Raw genomic sequence first — 23,889 nt, 5'->3', positions numbered from 1 at the left:
AGGATTATCAGTTATCCAATGACTCATAAATCGAATTCAAACTCACGCTGTTCAAAAACTCTTCGTTAATTTTGGTCAGATCATCGGACCTGAGTATCAGAGCGTTACTGATGTTGAGTGCCTGTTTTAAATAGGCATCCTTGGCAGATGACGGAAACTCGTAAGATTCAATTAATTGCATCATGGCATACAGCTCTTCCGGTGAGGATGGATCATGAGTGCCATACCATTTTATTCTAAGTATGTAGTCGTTGATAATTGCTTCGGCCCAACAATAGGTCAAGGAACCGCCTTTCGAGTGCGTCAAACCATACAGGTAATGACTGAAGGCCTGCCCAATCGCTTGCCTGCATTTGATTTTTAGATCACGTACAAGCTCTTTTTCCCGGTGTTGCAGCCCAATGGAATCCAGAAGGGGTTTGTAATGACTTTTGACAGCAAGTTTTTGTTTCTCATATTGTTCTTTTCGAGTCTGGCATTGCTGATCAGGAAGCATTGATTGTTCATGGCTTGAATGATCACTGTACCAATTATCCAGGTCATCCAGAGCTTTGTCGTATTCATTATCAATCTCCCTGTACTGTTTGACTTTTTCAAACGACCGCTTCAATTCCGGGCTGCTCTCAACTTTTAGTTGAAGCAGAGCTTCGGTTTTTTCAGTCATTGCTTCGCTGTGCCAGCGAGGTTGCCCCAGGATAACCACTGGTCGGTGGAGCGTCCTGCCAGAGTTTAGTCGCACAAACGCGGGATGGTGTATCAGCAACCGCTCTATATTCGGAATGCCTTCAGGTTCGTCCGTCCAGGCGTCTTGTAAAGCTTTACGGACAATCAGCTCTTCCAGGTATGACGAAAAGCCACCATGACAATGGGTCACCAGGCAGGCATCTTCTTTCGTTTGGGAGTCTTCATAGCTCAGCCGCCATTCCTGACTGTTTTTTTCTCTGGAAAACAACTGCTTGTATAAATTTTTCAGGCAATGGGTGGCTTTAACTTTTAATTCATCAACGCCTTCAAGGCGTAACAATAGCTCATGCTGTTCACGGACCCCGTTAATATCGCGGTCGTATTTCGGCAGTGGATCCAGCCAACCTGATTCCAGGGCTGCGAGGGCAAATTGAATAACCGAAGGCCTGGTTAAGTCACTGCCGTTCAGTATATCCACCATGGAACTCATCCACTGCTGAGGTCTCTCTCCGGCCTGAACAATCACTTTTGAATGGAGTAACTTGAGTTGTTCAGTGACCTGGTCCTCATCACTGTCGGACAATATTTTTGCTACTGCCTCCACCATGGGTTTATAGGTACTCGCCCCGTGTTTTATATGCACAGCACCAACCAATGCCAGCTCGTAATTGTTCAATGCTTTTATATCCAGTAAAATTGAGACGCCCATGGAAAATCCGGTCAAATCTTTTCTCTTCCAAAGTTCCCTCACCATTTTGGAGGTGACTTTAAATGGATTTGACGAGGCACTACCTCTTTCAAGGGCTTTGTTCTGTCTCTCAAGATTCTTGTCAATGGCTTGTGCCAGAGCTTCTTGTTGCGCTGAATCGGCCCCTTTCAGAAGATCCTTAAACCTCTTTGACTCACTGCCGGAACTACTGAGCTGCCTGGTGGGCTGGAATTCAGATTTGATTTCTCTTACCTGTGCGGGCCCTCCGCCCAAATCCACCGATTCCCAGGTTTGACCTCTATCCAGTGAATACTCGGGAAACGCGTGGGTAGGGCTATGAATTTGCCGACTGGGAATCCCGAAATAACGACAAAAAGCAATAAAAACAGGCGCGCGATGACGGCAGCTACCCTGCTGCTGAGTGACGAGGAATCTAAAGAAATTTTCTTCCGGCTTCGGTTCAGTCTTACCCGAAAACTGTCGGCAATACTCCGTGATCGCCTCAATTCGTTGCCGGATGTGTCTGGCGTTTTTTATTTTCTGCAAACTCATCTGTAGTTTGGCCGGGTGCTCTTTTACGGGCGACTCTTTTACGGGCGAAAACAGTTCGTCCAGTACGGTTTTAATACCTTCTGAACAGTGGGTGTCAAAACGCATTGATTGTTTTGGCCGGGCTTCTTCAGCCGAAACACTGTCGTCCGGTTTTTTGGGCTCTACGACATAAGTAAATTGAATAGTCTGTTCGGTGTTGGCTTCTGGAATAATCAGTGTGTGAAGCCCGGTATACCGATGCCTGACCAGTTTAAATGGCAAATTGGGTTCTATACGCAGGGCCACGATATAGTCGTCAGGCGTCAGGCTGGGTAACACAAATTGACCTTTCTTCGATGTCCACTTAAAGGACGCCAGCGTTTGCTTGCTGGTTAATATCACTTCCTGATCAGGCCCCGGTAACCGGGCCGGCATGAGGGTTACGAAACCTTGAATGCGTGGATCATTAAGATCAGTCAGTATGATATCGCCCCTGACAGTCACACAAATATCCTTTGCCTCCCAACGATACATACGGGAAGTGGGTCTCTGCGTTTTAAAAACGGGTAAATCGTATAATAGTGGCACTCTCAGGCACTCATAGTTTGTTCTCCGGTCCAGTACCTTATCTTTTTTCGAGGGAGCGTTTAGACGGTGTTTATCAGGCGCATTACCAGAGCCAGTCGCTAACTTTTCATCCATGTAATCGTCAAGCCAATGGTTCGGCAGGTTACTTATCTGATGCCAAAAGGCAGGCCACCATTGAACTGCGTCGGCTTTCCATGCACCAATCAACTTATCAGCCTCCCGGAGAAAAGGCTGGGAGGTCGACATTTTCAGCGTTTGTTTCTCTTCTTTGGTCAGGGGAAATAAGCAATTGGCGTCCTCGCCCGTCAGGCCGAACTCACGATGAAACCAGCGATGCTGCCAGTATCGGTACAGTGCCCGGGTGAGGATATCGTTATACTGATCCGGCGCCAGTGAAAAACCGGATGCCTGCCACCTCGCCTGAGCCACCCTCTTGATGATTTCAGTCCTGGCTTGCTTTTTATCCAGACCAGCCTCAACAAGAATTTCGTGGCCTTTTTCATCAATACTGTTGCGATCACTCTGTCGTATCAACCACGGACGATCAATGTTCGGTACCTTTTGATAGAGCCAATGGCTCAGATCAGAAGCAAGCGCTCCTTTGCCCATGGCAAGAGTCGATGACTCCGGCAGTTCCTCCAGCGACAGGTTGGCGGCCATCAGGTAGAGCCGGTAGTGCTGATTGAAGCATTGATGAAGTGCTTTTTCGCTAAAATCGCCTCTTCTTTTGACAGCCATGGCGACATTCTGTAAATCGCGACTGGTGGGCTGTAATGGCAGGTCTTTGCGTTGCAGGCAGGCCCTTAAACGACAATGTTTTTCAGTCAGCCGTTTAGCCGTGATTTTTCCCTGCTCATTCTCTGGCAAGACTTTCCCGGCAATGGCCTGCAATTCGGTCGGGCTGTACTGCCGGATCGGCAAATGTCGAAAACGCCCTTTCAGTGCCGGTGATAAGGGTTTTCGCCCGCTGTACTCAGGCGGGTTAATGGTGGCAAACAGGTGGAAGCCCGGATGGGCGTCACCGGCCAGAATATCGTTTAACTCGCCTTCCAGATGCTGGCTGTCGATCAGATTCATTTCCGAAATCACCACGATGCCGCCATCGACTTTTGCTTTCTGGATCTTTTCACACACTTGGTCCCAGGAACAATCACAGGCATTCAGGAGAAAAACTTCTGGCATGGACTCTCCCCGTTGTAGAGCCTGCTGTCTGACACTTTCAATCAACAGGTTCAACGTGGCATCTTTACCCCGTCCGGCCGGGCCTTCAATCAGTGTTGCCTGACGACCGCCGTGTTTTCTGTCGTGATGATAAGCCTGCTGACAGCGGCTTAAATCCTGTCCCAGCCCTTGCGCCAGATCAATGACTGCCGATCCGGAGGTATCAAACTCAGGTCGGATTTCTTTGGTCAGTGTTCTGAAGTCCTGCAGAATATCTGGCAGGGTGTGGTTATGAACTCTGTCTCGCAGGGTGTTGTCCAGTTCGTAACGGGCAGCAAACCAGATTTCCAGTGCCGAAAGGTCATCCTGTTGAGTCTCGCTGATTTCGGGACCCAACACATCCCGGAAACTTTGCTGGATCAAACTGTTCACTTGCTTACAGTTGGCACTGTCGCCTTTGGATAACGCACGATCCAGATACCAACCCACCCAGCTGCAGATATCTGTTAAATCCCTGGGAGTAAACTCATGCTCGGGCAACAGCTCCTGATAATATTGCCACAGTGCCATCACACTCTTGCTGGCAATGTGTGCAATGTCGTTTATTTGATGCCGTTGTAACTGATTGAGCAAAGCCGGTTCCACTACTCTGTCCCGAAGGAAAGCCTGATCCAAACGCGGGTAATAAGCTCTGGGCAGTTTCTCTTTCAGGGTCGGATCCATTTGGCGCCCGGCGTAATGATCGGGGTTGCCGGTGAGAATTACCCGGTGTTTTTCGCTGACCTTGACAGGATGACCATTCACATAGATGCAGGGTTGCGGTTCCCACAGGCCGTTCAATGACGCCAGCAATCCGGCTTGGGTCAGGTTAGCCTCATCCAGCACCAGGGTGATGTATTCTCCGTCTTTGTTGGATTCGGTATTGGCCCATTTCATCAATGCCCGGTTTTGCTGCGCCATAGAGCGGTCGCCATCGGCGTGCTTTTGCCACTGCCAGCGTTTCATCAGGGTTTGTTCGCTGTCAGAAGGTCCAAGAGAAATGACCGAAGCCTGTCCTGAAGCCTTTGCCATTTTGGCGGAAAAGTAGCTTTTACCAGTGCCGGTTTCTCCCTCGAGGAATATAACGGGGGAGTCTTTAAGCCGGTCATGGAGCCGAGATAATCGACGACTTTCACGATCCTTCTGATTGGTCACGCCATGATAAAGATCCCGGGCCAGTGCAGACAGGGGCTCATCAGCGGAACCCTGCCATTTCAGTGATTCTGACAGTCGATTTTCTATGCGTTCAATGCCGTCTGCCTCAGAACTCGCTGTTCTGGCCCTATGAAAACAATCGCTGGCCAGACCGTGGATGGCATCGGATCGGGTCTGCCCTGGGTGCAAAGGTAACTGCCAGCCAGAAGCCAGTGCATCTTGCAAACGTTTAATCTGTCTTGTTGGCTCGATGGCTAAGCATTGCCAGGGCTTTGTTGCCGCCGGATCAACTGCCAACTGATAGGCTATAGCATCTCGTTGTTTTTCAGGTGCGTGGGCCAGGATCATGGCACAGAGCCTGTCCATAACTTCTTTCTTACCCCACTCTGGAAATGGACTTTCATAGGACAGTTGTAATTCGGTACCTATAAATACTGTCGGCTCAAAGGCTCGGGCCAATTGCCACAGGTTTCGCTTGACAAAGTTTCTATCCAGTCGCGGGGTGCTACTGATGATGGCAGCTAACTGATCCGGGTTTACGGAGGCGGCTTGATCTTCATCCGGCAGTAACTGCAAACAGGCCACTTTCATAAAATCATGGACGGATGGATGTTGTCGGGTGCCATGGGTGATGACGCTATTGATGGCCTTGCGCCAGTGGCATGGCAGGAGCTGAGGGGAGTGGTCAAATTGCTGTGCCCTCCGGGCAGCCAGTATCAGATTATTCAACAACCCTTCGGTCAATTCAGGCAGAACATTACAAAGGCCACCGGGTACGGTTTTAAAGGCTTCATAAAGTGAGTGAAGTGCTTGTTCTGGCAGCTCTGCCCGGGAGATTTTATGCCTGAGGGTATTGATATCCCAGAGATCAATCTCGGGACACCGGCTACCCGTGGCAACCATCGAATTAAATACTGAAGAGGTGCTTTTCACAGACTCAGGCCAGAGTATTGTGACATGGGCTTGTGGGTAGGCCTGCAACTGGCCATTCACCAACAGAGGTTGCCCAATAACCAGGGGTTCCAGAAGCTGCTGAAGCCTTGGATTACTTTCCAGCCCCCTGAATACCACCGGTTTGCCAGCGGTTAATGCCGCCTGCAAATCACTCTGAGATCGTCCGAAATGTGCCTTTTGTTCCGAGGTAATATGGATGTTATCAAAGAGCTGAGTGAAGCCAGTCTGTTCATTAACCTGAATGACCAGAGGGGTTTGCGGCTGATGATTAATCCAATGACTGGCCTGGGCATGTTGCTGATAAGTGATGGTATTAAAAGTGGCGTGACCTGTGACTTTACTATGTGGGCTGGAGAGAAAGCGCCCATCGTCTTCTGCCAATCCCAGGGCTTTTGGCTGCTGTCTTGTATGAGTCACCTGAAGTCGGGGCTCCAGGCCGGTGGTCTCGCGAAGGGTTTGCAATGAACCCAGCAAACGAAACCAGAGAGCTTCAGTGAGTGGAGACGTTACGGTGACGACACCCCCCGCCCTGACCTGTTCCAACAGACAGGTGTTAGGGGTTGCATAGCCTTCAGGCGTAATGGCAATAGGGCTCAGCCATTCTGTGATATTCCCCTGGTTAATGATGATCGGGTGTTCTGCGGCGTGCTCTTTAGACTGGCTTTGGAACAGCGAATGAAGCTCGTCCTTCCCCACCGGCATCTGATAAAACTGAACATCGTCGGGTAATGGACAGACTTCCCCATTGCTCTCAAAGCACTGTTGCGCCAGCATCTGTCGAATGGTCTGTTCAAAGGTCAGGTCCTGCCAGTCGGCGCCTTTCATTACCACCCGCTGTCCCGACGTCAATCGTTCAAGCCTGCCAGGGATGTGCTGGATTCGCCCCTGTTGATCGACACCGGGACCACCCAGCAGTAACTGTCGCCAGTTGTTGTGCAAGTGGCAGTCAATAACCAGGATAGTGTCGTCGTCCATAGCATTTTCGACACTGGGAAATTCAGGCAATAGCGGGGGAGCCCCGTCAATGTCCATCAATGGTTCATTGCCAGTCTCAGCCTCGAACTGCCAGGTATTGCCCGGTCGGTTAATTCGCCGCCAGAAATCAGCGCCCGGAGCGTCGGCCGCCGGTGCGCTGGCCGCAGGCGCGCCGCCATGCTGGCCAACCGATGTCAATTGTTCAGGGGCTGCCAGAACCAGCAGAGAGACATGCTCTCCCAGAGGGCGTTTCTTCTGGCTGACCTTGTCGTATAGACAGGGGTTATCCGGGTCCAGCAGATCGTTAAATTTTGGCAGATCCTCATTGATGAGTTTTCGGATATCTATCACCAGGGTCAATGGCTGTGAACCTTCAAAGAGCTTGCCTGAGCGCAAAGTGTGAAGACCATTGTCGGCAATGCTCAGACGGCTCACCAGATTAGCCTGTGCGAGGTCATCGGGATGGGAAATAAGCGTGACATCGCGATTTTTATCGCGGGTCTGGTCAGCCAAAAGCTGTCGAACTTCATCATCACTGGCGACAAAACGGAAATCGAAGGCATGAGGTTTTTTTTGGAGCAGGGAGTCCGTTGAGGATACGGTTCTCGCCCTGTCAGGTGTCATAATCTGAGATGACGATAGATTCAGTTGGTAATTGAGACCAGAGCAGACAGCTTTGACGTTTGATGGTAAATCTGAATCCTGCCCTGACCTCTTGGCTGGCAAGCCACTAGCCGGAACAGGTTTGTTAATTTCTCCACCAATCTGACCATCCATAGTCAATCTCCCTACAACCATCTGAAGGACTGAATTGAAACCCTTTAAAGATTAGACTTTCAGAGGCCGGGAAAGTTCAATTTGGGTACTGGTCCGTTGCCATAGTGGGAAGTCAATGGTCTCGAAACCAAACGTTTATCACGTATCCAATGACTCACACAGCGAGTTCAAATTCACACTGTTCAAAAACTCTTCGGCGATGGTTGTCAGCTCATCGGATTTGAGCACCAGGGCGTTGCTGGCGTTGTGTGCCTGTTGCAACAGACGGACATCCTTCACTGGCTGCTGAAAGCAGAAAGAGCTCTCAATTTTACATATCATTGCATGCAGCTCTTCTGGTGAAGATGGATCATGAGCGCCGTAGTAGTCTGAATTCATGGAGTCTGCGATGGAAGCGTCAGCCCAACAATAGGTTAAACGACTGCCTTTTAAGTGCGTCACTTCATAAAGGTAATGACTGAACGCCTGCTGAATCGCCTGCCTGCATTGGTTTTTTAAAGTACCGAAAAAGTTTTCGTCATCCCATGACAGCTCAAGGCACTTCAGAATGGGTTTTTGACTGCCTGTGATAGCAAAACGTCTTCTCTCGTAGTGTTTGATGTCTTCCAACAATGCCTTCAATTCCGGGCTGTTCTCAATTTTTCGTTGCAACAGGGCTTCAACCTTTTCATTAAACACCTTACTGTCCCAGGAAGGTTGCCCCAGGATAATCACCGGACGATGGCCCGCCTTGCCCGAGTTTAACTTCACAAACGCCGGCTGCTGCACCAGCATTCGTTCTATATTCGGAACGCCCTCAGGGTCGTACACCCAGTCGGTCTGTACAGATGGATTGACCATATTTTTTTCAAGGAATGGCGAAACCCCATCGTGACAATGAGTGACGAACATGGCATCACTTTTTCTTCCCTGAAGGTCTCTATAAGCCACCCGCCATACCTGGCTATTTTTTTCCCTGGACAAGAGTGTCTGATACCACTTTTTCAGCTGATGGGTGGCTTCAACCCTGAGTTTGTCGACACCTGCCAGACGCACCAATAGCTTATAATGATGATCGGCCTTCATAATAGGGCTCTTATAGGTCGGCAGTGGCTCCAGCCAACCCAATTTCAGGGCTTCGTGGACAAAGTGAATAACCGAAGGGTTGGCCAAGTCACTGTTCTCGATTATTTCCACTATAGAACTCAACCACTCAAGAGGGCTTGCCCGGCCCTGAACAATCATTTTTGAGTGCAATAACCTGAGTTGTTCAATGGCCTGATCGGCATGACCGTTGGACAATATTGCCCTTACTGCTTCCGACATCGGTTTACAGGCATTCCCATCATGGTCATAGACAACTCCGACCAATCGCTTCTCACAAAGTCTCAGGGCTCTTGTCCCCGAGGCCTTTAACGTTGATACGCCCATGGAAAAACCGGGCAAATCTTTTTCCTGCCAAAGTTTCTGTACTGCTTCAAAAAGACTTATATTGGCTTCTGGCAATGCACTGTTTGTTTCAACGGCTTTGTTCAACTCCTCAAGGCTTATACCACAGGCTTTAGCAAGAGCTTGTTGTTGTGCTAAATCAGCCCCTTTAAAAAGATCCTTCAGGAGACCTCTGATCTCAGTGTTGTAAACGCTTTCTTCCAAGGTGGGCTGACTGTCATTCCACTTGAAGTCAGGGAAAATTATTGTGAACGGAAGATATGACCCACCCAAATCCACTGATTTCCAGGTCTGGTCTCCATCCGGGCAATATTCAACAAAGCTGTGTAAAAGGCTTCTGATTTGCCGGGATGGAATCCCAAAATAACGACAAAAAGCCACAAAAACAGAACTACGATGACGACAGCTACCTTGCCGCTGTGTTACGAGGAATTCAAAGAAATTTTTACCGGGCTCTGGTTTGCTCTGGCCGGAAAACTGTCGGCAATAATCCGTGATCGCCTCAATTCGTTGGCTGGTGTTTTCAGAGTGTTTTATTTTCCACAAAGGAAAGCGTATTTCGGCTGGTTGTTTGCCAATGTTATTAAACACTTCGTTCAGTACTGCTTTCATACCTTCTGAACAATGGGTGTCAAACCATGTTAATTCTTTTGCACGGGGCTCCGGTTTCCTGGGTTCTACGACATAAACCACTGTAATACTCTGTTTGGCTTCGGCCTCAGGAATAGAGAGTGTGTGAAGCCCGGTATATTTGTCCCTGACCAGGGCAAAGGGTAAATCGGGTTTCAGACGCAGTGCCACAATATAGTCGTCTGGCGTCATGCTGGGCAATGCATGATGACGGTTGCCCGGTTTTAAGTCGAGGGCCCCCATCGTCTGACCCCTGGCTACTGTCACTGGCTGGTTCTGCTTTAACAGGGTCGGCCTGAGTATTTCGACCCCCAGCGTGCTGTTATCACTAAGATCGATTCGTTTGACATCACCCTTGACGGTCACATGAATATCTTTGGCCCAATAGCGATACATGTGGCAAGGAAAATTCTTGTTATTAAAAACTTCATAATCGTAATGGTGTTGTACCTCCTGATGGTCTTCGTCAGTGTTCCGGTCTAATGCCTCTGTCTCTTTCTCGATGACTTCCGGATTGTATTGTTCGGCTTTGTTATCAGCGTCAACAGCCAAGGTTTCGTTAGTATGGTCCAGCACATCCTTCAACCGGTGCCAGAACCCAGGCCAACATTGAACTGCATTGGCGTTCCATGCCGCTATTTGCCGATCAGCTTCCCTGAGACAAGGCTCGTAAGCCGATAATTTCAGCATTTGTTCCTGTGCTTGCCAAAGGTGAAATACTTGGTTAGCGTCCACGCCCGTCTTGTGAAACTCATGAGCAAACCAGCCTTGCTGCCAGCGTCGGTATATTGACTGGGTGAGCATATTGTCCGACTTGTCTGGCTTCAGGGAAAGACCGGATGCCTGCCACCGGGCCTGGGCCACCCGCCTGATGATTTCTGTTTTGGCTGCCTCTTCGCTTAATTGAGTGTTAATACAAATTTCATGGTTTTTTTCATCCGTACTGTTGCGATGACTGAGTCGTATCAACCACGGCCGTCCTATCTTAGGTACTGTTTCGTTGAGCCAATGGCACAAATTAGGAGCCAGCGCCCCTTCAGCCATGGCAAGCGTTGATAAACCGGGCAGTTCCTTCAGCGACAGGTTGGCGGCCATCAGATAGAGCCGGTAGTGCTGATTGAGGCATTGATGAAGGCTGTCTTCGGAAAAATCGCGCCCTCTGGTAACAGCTTTTGCGACATTCTGTAAATCAAGGCTGGTGGGCTGTAACGGCAGGTTTTTCCGTTTCAGGTCAGCCCTCAATCGACAATGTAGCTGAGCCAGCTTTTCAGCCGCAAATTTCCCTTCCGTGGTCTGTGGCAACACTTTTTCGGCAATGGTCTGCAATTCGGTAGGGTTATACTGGCGGATCGGCAAATGTCTGAAACGTCCTTTCAGCGCCGGAGATAAGGGTTTTCGCCCGCTGTATTCAGGTGGGTTGATGGTGGCGAAAAGGTGAAAACCCGGATGAGCGTCGCCGGCCAGAATATCGTTTAACTCACCTTCCAGATGCTGGCTGTCGATCAGATTCATTTCCGAAATGACCAGGATACCGCCATCGACTTTTGCCTTCTGGATCGCTTCACACACTTTGTCCCAGGAACAATCACAGGCATTCAGGAGAAAAACTTCCGGCATGGACTCTCCCTGTTGCTTAGCCTGCTTTCTGACGCTTTCAATCACCAGGTTCAGCGTGGCATCTTTACCCCGTCCAGCCGGGCCTTCAATCAGCGTTGCCTGACGACCGCCGTGTTTTCTGTCGTGATGATAAGCCTGCTGAGTGCGGCTTAAATCCTGCCCAAGCTGCTGCACCAGTTCACAGACTGCCGATCCGGAGGTATCAAACTCAGGCCGGATTTCTTTGCTGAATGTACTGAAGGCCTGCTGAATAGCTGGCAGGGTGTGGTTGTGAACTCTGTCGCGCAGAGTGTTGTCCGGGTGGTAACGGGCAGCAAACCAGATTTCCAGTGCCAGCTGGGCATCCTGATGAGTCTCGGTGATTTCGGGACCCAGTACATCCCGAAAACTTTGCTGGATCAAACTGTTTATTTGCACAGGGGTAACATTGTCACCTTCGGGCAGCGCACGATCCAGATACCAGCCCACCCAGCTGCAGATATCCGTTAAATCCCTGGGGGTAAACTCATGATCTGGCAAGAGTTCCGGATAATATTGCCAGAGTGTCATCACACTCTCGGTAGCACTTTTTACAATGTCGTTTATTGGTTGCCCTGACAGATGCCGTTGTAACTGATTGACGAGAGCCGGTTCCACCACTCTGTCTCGAAGGAATGCCCGGTCTAACCGAGGATAGTATGCCCCGGGCAATTTCTCTTTCAGGGCCGGGTCCATTTGGCGTCCGGAGTAATGATCGGGATTGCCGGTGAGAATCACCCGGTGTTTTTCGCTGACCTTGACAGGATGACCATTCACATAGATGCAGGGTTCCGGTTCCCACAAGCCGTTCAGTGACGCCAGCAGTCCGGCCTGGGCCAGATTAGCCTCATCCAGCACCAGAGTGATGTAGTTACCTCCAACATAGCCACTGTCTTTATCGGGTTCGGTCTTGGCCCATTCCATCAATGTCCGGTTTTGTTGCGCCATAGAGCGGTCGCCATCGGCGTGTTGTTGCCACTGCCAGCGTTTCATCAGGGTCTGTTCGCTGTCAGAAGGTCCGATGGAAATGACTGAAGCTTGTCCTGAAGCCCTGGCTATTTTGGCAGAAAAGTAACTTTTCCCGGTGCCGGTTTCTCCTTGCAGAAAGATAACGGGAGAGTCGCTAAGCCGGTCATGGAGTCGGGATAAGCGACGGCTTTCACGATCTTTTTGATTCATCTCACCGTGATAAAGATCCCGGGCCAGTGCCGACAGGGGCTCATCAGCGGAACCCGCCCATTTCAGTGATTCAGACAGTCGATGTTCTATGCGTTCGACGCGTTCTGCCTCAGAATTCGCTGTTCTGGCAATATGAAAACAATCGCTGGCGAGGCCGTGGATGGCATCGGCTCGGGTCTGCCCTGATGACAAAGCTAACTGCCAGCCAGAAGCCAATGCATCCTGCAAACGTTTAATCTGTCTTGCTGGTCTGATGGCTAAGGATTGCCAGGGCTCTGCTGCCGCCAGATCGACTTTCAACTGGTACGCTATAGCATCTCGTTGTTCTTCAGCTGCATGGGCCACGATCATGGCACAGAACCTGTTGAGAAGGTCTTCGTTACCCCACAGTGGAAATGGGCTTCCATAGGACAGTTGTAATTCTCCATTAAATACTGCCGGGTCAAAGGCTCGGGCCAGTGCCCAAAAGTTGTGTTTTACAACCGTTCTATCCAACTGTGAGACACTATTGAGGATGCCATTCAAGTGATCCAGGTCTACCGAGGCGGCTTGATCCGGCTTCCTGTGAGCATCCGGTGTTTTATCCGGTAACAAGTGCCAACAAGCCACTTTCATAAAATCCCGCACGGGCCGACGCTGACGGGTGCCATGAGTGATAACGCTATCAATGGCCTTGCGCCAGTGGCAGGGCAGGATTTGTGGGGACTGGTCCACCTTTTGTGCTCGCCGGGCGGCCAGTATCAGGTTATTCAACAAACCTTCGGTGATTTCAGGCAGAGGGTTACAAAGGTCTTCAGGTACGGTTTTAAATGCCTCGTAAAGTTCATTAAGTGCTCGTTTTGGTAGTTCATTCCGAGGGATTTCATGTCTGCGGGCATTGATGTCCCAGAGGTTTATTACAGGGCACGGCTTACCCGCAGCAACTACCGAAGTGAATACTGAAGATGGGGTTTTCGCAGACTCAGGCCAGAGCATTGTGACATGAGCGTGTGGGAAGGCCTGTAACTGGCCATTGACCAACAGCGGTTGCCCGACAACCAGGGGTTCCAGGAGCTGCTGAAGACCTGGATTAGTTTCCAGCCCCCGAAATACCACCGGTTTGCCAGCGGTCAATGCCTCCTGTAATTGACTCAGACGTCTTCCGAAATGCGCCTTTTGTTCCGAGGTAATATGGATATTATCAAATAGCTGGCTGAAGCCAGTCTGTTCATTGACCTGAATGACCAGAGGGGCTTGTGGCTGATGATTAATCCAATGACTGGCCTGGGCATGTTGCTGATAAGTGAAGGTATTAAAGGTGGCGTGACCTGTGACTTTTTTATGTGGGTTGGACAGAAAGCGCCCATCGTCTTCTGCCAATCCCAGGGCTTTCGGCTGCCGTCTTGAATGGGCCACCTGGAGTCGGGGCTCCAGACCGGTGGTCTCGCGAAGGGTTTGCAATGAACCCAGCAGACGAAACCAGAGAGCTTCAGTGAGCGGAGACGTTACGGTGACGACACCCCCCGCCCTGACCTGTTCCAACAGGCAGGTGTTAGGGATTGCATAGCCTTCAGGCGTAATGGCAATAGGGCTCAGCCATTCTGCGATATTCCGCTGGTTAATGATGATCGGGTTTTCTGCGGCGTGCTCTTTGGACTGGCTTTGGAACAGCAAATGAAGCTCGTCCTTCCCCACCGGCATCTGATAAAACTGAACATCGTCGGGTAACGGACAGACTTCCCCATTGCTCTCAAAGCACTGTTGCGCCAGCATCTGTCGAATGGTCTGTTCAAAGTTCAGATCCTGCCAGTCGGCGCCTTTCAGTATCACCCGTTGTCCGGATGTCAACTGTTCAAGCCTGCCAGGGATGTGCTGGATTCGCCCCTGTTGATCGACACCGGGAGCACCCAGCAGTAACTGTCGCCAGTTGTTGTGCAAGTGGCAGTCAATAACCAGGATAGCGTCGTCGTCCATAGCATTTTCGGCACTGGGGAATTCAGGCAATACCGGGGGAGCCCCGTCAATGTCCATCGCTGAGTCATTGCCAGTGTGGGCCTCGAACTGCCAGCTGTTGCCCGGTCGGTTAATTCGCCGCCAGATATCAGCACCCGGTGCGCCGGCCGCCGGAGCGCCGGCCGCAGGCGCATCGTCACACTGGCCTACTGCTGCCAGCTGTGCAGGGGCTGCCAGAACCAGCAGGGAAACATGCTCGCCCAGAGGTCGTTTTTTCTGACTGACTTTGTCGTACAAACAAGGGTTATCGGGGTCCAGCAGGTCGTTGAATTTCGGCAGATCCTCGCTGCTGAGTTTTCGAATATCCACCACCAGAGTGAGTGGCTTTGAACCTTCAAAGAGCTTGCCTGGACGCAGTGTGTGGCGACCCTCTTCGGAAATGCTCAATCGGCTCACCAGGTTAGCCAGTGCGAGGTCGTCGGGGTGGGAAATAAGGGTGACATCGCGATTTTTATCGCGGGTCTGGTCAGCCAAAAGCTGTCGAACCTCATCATCACTGGCGACAAAACGGAAATCAAAGGCATGAGGGTTCTTTTGCAGCAAGGAATCCGTTGAGGATACGGTTCTCGCCCTGTCAGGTGTCATAATCTGAGATGACGATAGATTCAGTTGGTAAGCGAAACCAGAGCAGACAGCTTCAACTTTTGGCGGTAAATCTAAATCCAGCCTTGGCCTCTTGGCTGGCATGCCAGTATAAGACGGGTTACTATCACGCGCACCACGATCAGGCATGCTACCAGCCGGAACGGGTTTGTTAATTTCTCCAACCATCTGACCATCCACTGTTAATCTCCCTATTAGCATCTGAAGGACTGAATTGAAACTCTTTTGTAATGAGACTTTCAGAGCCCGGGAAAGTTCAATTTGGATATTGGTCCGTTGCCATTGTGGGGAAGCCAACGGTCTCGAAAAACTCATCAGGAGCTAACGGTTATCAGGTGTCCAATGAGTCAGACTTCAGGTGCATGGGCCACGATCATGGCACAGAGCCTGAATACAGTTCAAATCGTAAACTCACCATCAATATTCATGAAAGGACAAACAAGGCCAACGGATGAACTAGCCAAAAAACCAGCAACATGAGAAGCAGCAATGTAGCCATAAGTTTCAAAAGCTATAGGCACACCGTAAAAGCAAATAGCCCCACCAAAGAGCGCGAGAGGTCTTAAGTCAGCCAGGCTATTCCCCAATCCAAAAAAAGCTCCAGATACAATAGCTGTACGTACACCAGCAGCCAAAGCAGTCATGACATTATCAGTCCCAGCCAAGCCACGGCCAACATTAATAATGCCATAGGAACCAATAAGAGTTGCCGCAGTAAGAGCAGAGACAGCAGCACCGACAATAGTATTAGTAACGATTCTGACTACCCGATCACGCAAAAAAGGAGCAGAAAAAGATAACGGCATTTTAGACCTGCAAACAGGACAGGTCATGGATTGCTCAAACCATCTGACAATACATTTTCTTCCAAAGACATGAGTTTCATGACACGGGAGAACTACTTTATCATTACATCGAAGATCTTCATTATCATCAAAAGATCTGTAACAGATTAGGCACTCATCCACAACACCTATTGTCATAAAGTAAACTCCACCCTTGTTAATAGTTAATAATGAGATAAAAAACCGGCAAAGAAGTTCCCCAAATTTTATAACTCACCCTGTGAAAAGCTATTACGATGCCATTCAAGTATGATGAGCCTTTCAAAGGCCGGGAAAGTTCAATTTGGATACTGGCTGGTTGCTATTGTGGGAAGTCAACGGTCTCGAAAACAAACGTTTATCAGGTATCCAGTGATTCACACAGCGAATTCAAATTCACAGTGTTCAAAAACTCTTCGGCGATGGTTGTCAGTTCCCTGGATCTGAGCACCAGGGCGTTACTGGCATTGAGGGCCTGCCGTAAGTAAGAATTCTCAACAGATCTCTCAAACCAGACAGACTTGTGGATTTTAGACATCATCGCATGCAGTTCAAGGGGTGATGATGGATCATGAGCGCCATAGTCCTTATGATGGTTAGCACGTATGGAAATATCGCCCCAACAGTAGGTTAAACGACCACCTTTCGAGTGTGTCACTCCATACAGGTAATGACTGAAGGCCTGCATAATCGCCTCCCAGTATTTTCCATGTAAATGACGCAAAACCCGATCGTCCTCATTCGACAACGCAAGGGACTTTATAATGGGCTGGTACTTGCTTTCGATATCATGCTTTTTTTGCTCACGTTCTTCTTGAGTCAGGCATTGCTCATTCAATGCCTTCAGAGCGTCCCGGAGTTGTTTTTCCATCGCCTCATATTGCTTGTATTGTTCCCATAACCGCTTCAAGTCCGGGCTATTCTCTGCTTTTACTTCCATCAGGGCTCTGATTTTCTTTTTGATGACTGTCTTTCCCCATGAAGGCTGTCCCAGGGTAATCACCGGACGGTGGTTTGCGTTGACCGAGATTAACTGCATAAATGCAGGTTCTTGCAGCAGCATTCGTTCTATATTCGGAACTCCCTCAGGTTCGTTCGTCCAGGTGTAGTCCAGGATTGAGCGGGCAATTTTATCTTCAAGGAATCGCGAAAACCCACCATGACAATGAGTGACGAACAGGGCATTATTTTCTTCCTTCAGGAAAAACTTATAAGTTGACTGCCAGCTCTGGCTGATTTTTTCCCCGGACAATACAGTCTGATACCACTTTTTCAGGCAATCAGTGGCTTGAACCTTCAGTTCATCAATGTTTCTCAGGCGCATTAATAACTGATAATGTTCATCGGCTTTCATAATCCCGTTATCATAAACCGGCGCTGGGTCCAGCCAACCCGATGCCAGGGCCTCACGGGCAAAGTGAATAACCGATGGTTTGGCCAAGTGACTGTTTTTCAGTATTTTTACGATTGAACGCAACCATTGGAGATGACTTGCATTGGCACGATTAATCACTATTGGATGGAGTAACTTGAGTTGTTTGGTGACCTGATCTTCATAGCTGTTGGACAATATTTGCACGACTGCCTCTGACATCGTATCGCGGTCAGGGTAGTCGCCATACTCCTCAGCACCGAGCAATTTCCCCATGTTATACCAGTATGCCTCTGTCTTTAGCGATGTAATAAGTGAGACGCCCATGGAAAAACTGGCTAAATCTTTCTCTTTCCAAAGGTTCTTTACAATGTTGAAAGGACTTAGATCTTTGTTTGCCAATGCCCCGAATGTCTCAATGGCTTTGTTCAGTGCTTCAAGGTTGATGCCAATGGCTTTAGACAGAGCTTGCTGTTGTGTTAAATCAGCTTCTTTCAGAAGACTCTTCAGGAGTTTCTTAATCTTGTTTGACTGAGTGTTAAAACCACTGACCCACCTGATGGGCTGGAACTCAGATTTGATTTCTGTTGTCTGTGTAGGCGCCCCGCCCAAACTCGCTGACTTCCAGGTTTGGCCCCCTTCCTCGGAATACTCAGCAAAGTTGTGGACAAAGTTTTCAATGTTCCGACATGGAATCCCAAAATAACGACAAAAGGCGACAAAAACAGCTGTACGATGTGAACAGTCACCTTGCCGCTGTGTTACCAGAAAGTGAAAGAAATTTTCGTTTCTCTCTGGTTCAGTTTTACCGGAAAACTGTTTGCAATAGTCCCTGATTGCCTCAATACGTTGCGACCTGTTTTCAGCCTTTATTATTTTCAGCAAAGGCACCTGTATTTCCGTTGGCTGCTGCTTGATGTTTTTAAACAGTTTGTCCAGTACGGCTTTCATCCCCTCTGAACAGCGGGTGTCAAAACCTGCTGGTCGGGCTTTTATGCCCGGTTCTCTGGATTCTACGACATAAGCAATCTTTATACTCTGGTTGGCTCTGTCCCCGGCAATAAACAGTTTGTGCAGCCCGGTATATCGATCCCTGACCAGGGTGTATGGCCAATCAGGTTCTATGCGCAAGGCCACGATATAGTCGTCAGGCGTCAGGCTTGGCAATGCACATTGACCGTACTTTAATTGCATCTCAAAGGTTGCCAGGGTTTGATTTTTAGCTAATGTCACTGGCTGGTCATGCTCTGGTAACGGCTCAGGTGTGAGCAGTTCCATCCCCCGAAGATACTTATCACCAATTTCGATCCTCTTGATATTGCCCCCAGCCGTCACAAATATATCCTGTGCTGTAAGTCGATACATCTCGGAAGGAGGTTTCTCCGTATTAAAAACTTTAAAATCCTCTTGTTTTGGCTCCGCCATAGCCTCGTAGTTCGTTATCTGATCCAATGCCCTGGTCTTTTTCTCTTCGACTTCCGGATCGTATTGTTCAAAAGCACTATCAGCTGATGCTTCCTTAATAAATTCGTCCAGCGAATGGTTCGGCAGATTACTTATCTCACGCCAGAACGCCGGCCACCATTGAACTGCCTTGGCGTTCCATAACCTTATCCGCTTATCGGCCTCCTGAAGATAGGGCAGGGAAGTCGGCGTTTTCAGTGCCTGCTCCTCTTCTTTCGTCATGGAGAATACGCTGTTGGCGTCCATGCCTGTCTGGCCAAACTCACGATCAAACCAGCTTTTCTGCCAGTGTCGGTATAGTGCGCGGGTGAGAACATTGTCCGACGCATCCGGCCTCAGGGAAAGTCCGGATGCCTGCCATTGGGTCTGAGTGACCCTTTTGATGATTTCTGTTTTGGCGTCCTCTTCACTCAGATCATCCTTAAAACAAATTTCGTGTTTTTTTACATCAATGCTGTTGCTATTACTGCTTCGTATCAACCAGGGACGACCAATGTCCGGTAACGTTTCGTAGAACCAACGGCTCAGTTTATCAGCAAGTACTCCTTCGCCCATGGCGGAACCGGATGATTTTGGCAGTTTCTGCAACGATATTTTGGCTGCCATCAGATAAAGCCGGTAGTGCTGATTGAGGTATTGATGAAGTGTTTTTTCGGTAAAATCACCCCCTCTGTCTAAAGCCCTGGCGACATTCTGTAAATCAAGGCTGGTGGGCTGCAACGGCAGGTTTTTCCGTTGCAGGTAAGCCCTTAAACGACAATGTTTCTCAGTCAGCTGTTTAGCCGCGTTTTTTCCTTGCGGGGTCTGAGGCAACACTTTTTCGGCAATGGTCTGCAATTCTTTCTGGTTATACTGCCGGATCGGCAAATGTCGGAAACGTCCTTTCAGCGCCGGTGACAAGGTTTTTCGCCCGCTGTATTCAGGCGGGTTGACGGTAGCAAACAGGTGGAAACCCGGATGGGCGTCACCGGCCAGAATATCGTTCAACTCACCTTCCAGATGCTGGCTGTCGATCAGATTCATTTCCGAAATAACTACGATGCCGCCCTCTATTTTTGCCTTCTGGATAGCCTCACACAGTCTGTCCCAGGAACAGTCACAGGCATTCAGGGGAAAGACTTCCGGCATGGATTCTCCCCGTTGCCTGGCCTGCTGTCTGACACTTTCAATCATCAGGTTCAGCGTGGCATCTTTACCCCGCCCGGCCGGACCTTCAATCAGCGTTGCCTGACGACCGCCGTGTTTTATGTCGTGATGATAAGCCTGCTGAGCGCGGCTTAGATCCTGTCCCAGCCCTTGCACCAGTTCAATGACTGCCAATCCGGAGGTATCAAACTCAGGTCGTATTTCTTTGGTCAATGTTCTGAAGTCCTGCAGCATATCGGGCAGGGTGTGGTTATGAACTTTGTCGCGCAGGGTGTTGTCCGGGTGGTAACGGGCAGTAAACCAGATTTCCAATGCCAAGAGGGCATCCTGTTGATTCTCGCTGATTTCGGGACCCAGTAGATCCCGGAAACTTTGCTGGATCAAACTGTTGATTTGCTCAGGAGTCACACTGCCAACTGCGGGCTGCGCACGATCAAGATACCAACCCACCCAACTGCAGATGTCGGTTAAATCCCTGGGAGTAAACTCATGCTCGGGCAACAGCTCCTGGTAATATTGCCAGAGTGCCATCACACTCTTGGTGGCAATGTGTGCAATGTCGTTTATTTGATGCCGTTGTAACTGATTGAGTAGAGCTGGTTCGACCACTCTGTCCTGAAGGAAAGCCTGATCCAGACGTGGGTAGTAAGCCCTGGGCAGTTTCTCTTTCAGGGCCGGGTCCATTTGGCGCCCGGCGTAATGATCGGGGTTGCCAGTGAGAATCACCCGGTGTTTTTTGCTGACCCTGACAGGATGACCATTCACATAGATGCAGGGTTGCGGCTCCCATAAGCCATTCAATGACGCCAGCAATCCGGCCCTGGCCAGGTTGGCTTCATCCAGAATCAGGGTGATATATTTTCCTCCAGCATTGTCGGAAGGGGTACTGGCCCATTCCATCAGCGCCCGGTTTTGCTGTTCCATAGAACGGTCGCCATCGGCATGCTGTTGCCACTGCCAGCGTTTCATCAGGGTTTGTTCACTGTCAGAAGGTCCAAGAGAAATGATTGAAGCCTGTCCGGAAGCCTCTGCCATCCGGGCGGAAAAATAGCTTTTCCCGGTGCCGGTTTCCCCCTGCAGGAATAGGACGGGAGAGTCCGCAAAGCGGTCATGGAGTCGGGATAATCGACGGCTTTCACGATCCTGCTGACTCGTCTCGCCGTAATAAAGATCCCGGGCCAGTGCTGACAGGGGCTTATCAGAGGAACCTTGCCATTCCAGTGATTCAGACAGTCGATGTTCTATGCGCTCGATACCCTCTGCGTCAGAATTCGCTGTTCTGGCACTATGAAAACAATCGCTGGCCAGAGAGTGAATGACATCGGATCGGGTCTGCTCTGATGGCACATATAACTGCCAGCCAGACGTCAGTGCATCCTGCAAACGTTTAATCTGCCGTGTTGGTCTTATGGTTAACGGATGATATGGCCTGACTTTCGACTCTGTGACTTCCAACTGATACGCCATTGCAGGTCGTTGTTTTTCAGGCGTATGGGCCAGGATCATGTTACAGAGCCTGTCCAGGGCTTCTTTTTGACGATGTTCTGGAAATGGTTTTTTATAGGACAGTTGTAGTCCTTCAAATTGCTCTTCCTCAGAGCATGGAAATTGATCCTCCTCGAAGCATGAAAATTGCTCGTCGTAAAAGAATGCCGGGTCAAAGGCTCTGGCCAGTTGCCACAGGTTCTGCTGCAAAAATGCTCTATCCAAGCGCTGGGAGCTATTGATGATGGCATTTAAACGGTCCGGGTCTACCCAGGCGGCTTGATGCTTATCCGGTTTCTCATGAGCATCTGGCAGTAGCTGCCTACAGGCCACCTTGACAAAATCACGCACTGACGGATTCTGTCTGACACCATGGGTAATGACGCTGTCGATGGCTTTGCGCCAGTGGCGAGGCAGGAGCCGTGGAGACCGGTCAACCTGCTGTGCCCGCCGGGCAGCCAGTATCAGGTTATTTAACAGCCCTTCGGTCATTTCAGGCAAAGGGTTACAAAGGTCGTCAGGTACGGTTTTAAACGCTTCGTAGAGTTCATGAAGCGCTTTTTCTGGCAGCTCAATCCAGTGGATAGCATGTTTGGAGGCACTGATAGTCCAAAGATCGACTTCAGGACACGGACTGCCCGTGGCAACCATTGAACGAAATATGGGAGATGGGCTTTCTGTAAACTCAGGCCAGAGAATTGTGATATGAGCCTTTGGGTACTCCTGTAATTGGCCATTGACCAACAGAGTTTGCTCAACAAACAGGGATTCCAACTGGTGCTGAAGTGTTGGGTTGCTTTCCAGCCCCCGGAAGACAACCGGCGTGCCAGCGTTTAATGCCTTCTGTAATTCACTTTGGTGACGTCCAAAATACGCCTTTTGTTCCGAGGTGATACGGATATTATCAAACAACTGGCTGCAACGGGTCTGCTCATTGACCTGAATGACCAAAGGAGCTTCCTCTTGATGATTGAGCCAATCACTTGCCTCAGCAGGTTGCTGATAAGTGACGGTATTGATGGTATTAAGGGTGGCGTGATGACTAATTTTTTCTTGTAGTATGGACAGTGATGAGTGCTCATCTTTTTTTGTCAATCCCAGGGCTTTTGGCTGCTTGATTGGATGAGCTACCTGAAGTTGCGGCTTCAGGCCTGTGGTCTCGCGAATAGTCTGCAACGAACCCAGCAAACGAAACCAATGAACCTCAGTGAGTGGAGAGGTTACGGTGACAGTATCACCTGCCTGAACTTGTTCCAACAGGGAGGTATTAGGGACTGCATAGCCTTCCGGGGCAATGGCAATCGGGTTCAGCCAATCGCTGATATTACTCTGGTTGATGATGATCGGATTTCCTGGTGCATCACCAGAGCAGGACAGACTTTGGAACAGTGAATAAAGCTCGTCCTTCCCTACCGGCGTCTGATAAAACTGAACACCGTCCGGTAACGAGCAAATCTTCCCGTTGCTCTCAAAGCATTGTTGCGCCAGCATCTGACGAATCGTCTGTTCAAAGGCCAGGTCCTGCCAGTTGGCTCCTTTCAAAATCACACGTTGTCCGGCTCGCAGAGACTCAAGTTTGCCGGGGATGTGCTGGATTTGCCCTTGTTGATTCACGCCAGGACCGCCCAGTAGCAACTGTCGCCAGTGACTGTGTAAGTGGCAGTCGATAAGAACGGTATTGTCGTCATCCATAGCACTTTCGGCAGAGGGGAGTTCAGCCAATAACGGAGGAACCTTGTCGATCTCCGCTGGGTCGTCGCCGGTCTGTGCGTCGAACTGCCAGGTATTGCCCGGTCGATTGATTCGCCGCCAGAAATCAGCGCCCGGTGCGCCGGCCGCCGGAGCGCCGACCGCAGGTGCCTCGTCATGTTGGCCAACCGAGGCCAATTGTCCAGGGGCCGCCAGGACCAGCAGAGAAACATGCGCTCCCAGGGGGCGTTTCTTCCGGCTGACTTTGTCATAAAGGCAGGGGTTATCCGGGTCCAGCAGATCGTTAAATTTTGGCAGATCCTCGCTGGTGAGTTTTCGGATATCCATTACCAGGGTCAATGGCTGTGAACCTTCAAAGAGCTTGCCTGAGCGCAAAGTGTGGCGACCCTCTTCGGAAATGCTCAAGCGGCTCACCAGATTAGCCTGTGAGAGGTCATTGGGGTGGGAAATAAGGGTGACATCGCGATTTTCATCGCAGGTCTGGGCAACTAAAAGTTGTCGAATCTCATCATCACTGGTGACAAAACGAAAATCGAAGGCATGAGCGGCCTTCTGGAGCGGGGAATCTGTTGAGGATACCCTTCTCGCCTTGTCGGGCAAAGCAATGGCAGGTGACGATAGACTGAGTTGGGCTGTTACGTCACAGACCTCTGCTACCGGAGGTGAATCCTGTCTTGCTTTTTTGGCTGGCACGCTGCGATCAGGCTCTGCGCTCTTAAAAAAAGGCCTCCTTATTTTCCCATCAATCCGACCATCCATAGTCAATCTCTCTCCCTACTGCTATTTGAAGGACTGCATTGAAATTAATTGTTTAATGATTGGACTTTAGAACGGGATTAAAGTTCCAT

At 49.8% G+C, this 23,889-nt stretch carries 4 protein-coding genes; all 4 read right to left on the bottom strand.

What is annotated here, in order from left to right; all coding sequences use genetic code 11:
- Nucleotides 1-7: 7 nt before the first annotated feature.
- The 4 genes from ACOMHB_RS22480 to ACOMHB_RS22465 all read right to left on the bottom strand — a co-directional run bounded on the left by ACOMHB_RS22480 (nucleotide 8) and on the right by ACOMHB_RS22465 (nucleotide 23,800).
- Nucleotides 8-7,573 carry an AAA family ATPase gene (locus tag ACOMHB_RS22480; RefSeq protein WP_448218285.1) on the bottom strand — a complete coding sequence of 2,522 codons (7,566 nt, stop codon included), beginning with the start codon at nucleotides 7,571-7,573 and terminating at the stop codon, nucleotides 8-10.
- A 138-nt stretch (nucleotides 7,574-7,711) separates the two neighbouring features.
- Nucleotides 7,712-15,220, bottom strand: a complete 7,509-nt coding sequence (locus tag ACOMHB_RS22475) for an AAA family ATPase (RefSeq protein WP_448218284.1) — start codon at nucleotides 15,218-15,220, stop codon at nucleotides 7,712-7,714.
- Nucleotides 15,221-15,438: 218 nt separating this feature from the next.
- Nucleotides 15,439-16,023: an RING finger domain-containing protein gene (locus ACOMHB_RS22470; RefSeq protein WP_448218283.1), complete on the bottom strand. Its 585-nt coding sequence runs from the start codon at nucleotides 16,021-16,023 to the stop codon at nucleotides 15,439-15,441.
- Nucleotides 16,024-16,225: 202 nt separating this feature from the next.
- Entirely contained in the window at nucleotides 16,226-23,800 is a 7,575-nt protein-coding gene (locus tag ACOMHB_RS22465; protein WP_448218282.1) for an AAA family ATPase, read from the bottom strand.
- Nucleotides 23,801-23,889: the final 89 nt, after the last annotated feature.

It is taken from the genome of Endozoicomonas sp. 2B-B (genome assembly GCF_053470045.1).
This window is presented reverse-complemented; position numbering and strand designations above follow the sequence as displayed.